This window comes from Klebsiella sp. BIGb0138 (assembly GCF_004342285.1).
In the GTDB taxonomy this organism is placed as follows: Bacteria; Pseudomonadota; Gammaproteobacteria; order Enterobacterales; family Enterobacteriaceae; genus Klebsiella.
Genome location: NZ_SMCV01000028.1, coordinates 1 through 1,759, shown reverse-complemented (window position 1 = coordinate 1,759; position 1,759 = coordinate 1). Strand labels below are relative to the sequence as shown.

At 52.9% G+C, this 1,759-nt stretch carries 1 rRNA gene; it reads right to left on the bottom strand.

From position 1 onward, the window contains the following. Positions 1 to 31: 31 nt before the first annotated feature. Positions 32 to 1,759, bottom strand: a 23S ribosomal RNA gene (locus tag EDF73_RS27335); the annotation flags it as partial.

The following is a 1,759-nucleotide window of genomic DNA, read 5'->3' as shown; positions in this document are numbered from 1 at the left end:
CGTCTCTTCGCCAAAACAGCTTCGGCGTTGTAAGGTTAAGCCTCACGGTTCATTAGTATCGGTTAGCTCAACGTATCGCTACGCTTACACACCCGACCTATCAACGTCGTCGTCTTCAACGTTCCTTCAGGACCCTTAAAGGGTCAGGGAGAACTCATCTCGGGGCAAGTTTCGTGCTTAGATGCTTTCAGCACTTATCTCTTCCGCATTTAGCTACCGGGCAATGCCATTGGCATGACAACCCGAACACCAGTGATGCGTCCACTCCGGTCCTCTCGTACTAGGAGCAGCCCCCCTCAATTCTCCAGCGCCCACGGCAGATAGGGACCGAACTGTCTCACGACGTTCTAAACCCAGCTCGCGTACCACTTTAAATGGCGAACAGCCATACCCTTGGGACCTACTTCAGCCCCAGGATGTGATGAGCCGACATCGAGGTGCCAAACACCGCCGTCGATATGAACTCTTGGGCGGTATCAGCCTGTTATCCCCGGAGTACCTTTTATCCGTTGAGCGATGGCCCTTCCATTCAGAACCACCGGATCACTATGACCTGCTTTCGCACCTGCTCGCGCCGTCACGCTCGCAGTCAAGCTAGCTTATGCCATTGCACTAACCTCCTGATGTCCGACCAGGATTAGCTAACCTTCGTGCTCCTCCGTTACTCTTTGGGAGGAGACCGCCCCAGTCAAACTACCCACCAGACACTGTCCGCAACCCGGATAACGGGTCTACGTTAGAACATCAAACATTAAAGGGTGGTATTTCAAGGTTGGCTCCATGCAGACTGGCGTCCACACTTCAAAGCCTCCCACCTATCCTACACATCAAGGCTCAATGTTCAGTGTCAAGCTATAGTAAAGGTTCACGGGGTCTTTCCGTCTTGCCGCGGGTACACTGCATCTTCACAGCGAGTTCAATTTCACTGAGTCTCGGGTGGAGACAGCCTGGCCATCATTACGCCATTCGTGCAGGTCGGAACTTACCCGACAAGGAATTTCGCTACCTTAGGACCGTTATAGTTACGGCCGCCGTTTACCGGGGCTTCGATCAAGAGCTTCTCCTTACGGATAACCCCATCAATTAACCTTCCGGCACCGGGCAGGCGTCACACCGTATACGTCCACTTTCGTGTTTGCACAGTGCTGTGTTTTTAATAAACAGTTGCAGCCAGCTGGTATCTTCGACTGATTTCAGCTCCATGAGCAAGTCACTTCACCTACCATCAGCGTGCCTTCTCCCGAAGTTACGGCACCATTTTGCCTAGTTCCTTCACCCGAGTTCTCTCAAGCGCCTTGGTATTCTCTACCTGACCACCTGTGTCGGTTTGGGGTACGATTCGTTGTTACCTGATGCTTAGAGGCTTTTCCTGGAAGCAGGGCATTTGTTACTTCAGCACCGTAGTGCCTCGTCATCACACCTCAGCGTTGAATAAACGACCGGATTTACCTAATCATTCCGCCTACATGCTTAAACCGGGACAACCGTCGCCCGGCTAACATAGCCTTCTCCGTCCCCCCTTCGCAGTAACACCGAGTACAGGAATATTAACCTGTTTCCCATCGACTACGCCTTTCGGCCTCGCCTTAGGGGTCGACTCACCCTGCCCCGATTAACGTTGGACAGGAACCCTTGGTCTTCCGGCGAGCGGGCTTTTCACCCGCTTTATCGTTACTTATGTCAGCATTCGCACTTCTGATACCTCCAGCAGCCCTCACAGGCCACCTTCAACGGCTTACAGAACGCTCCCCTACCCAAC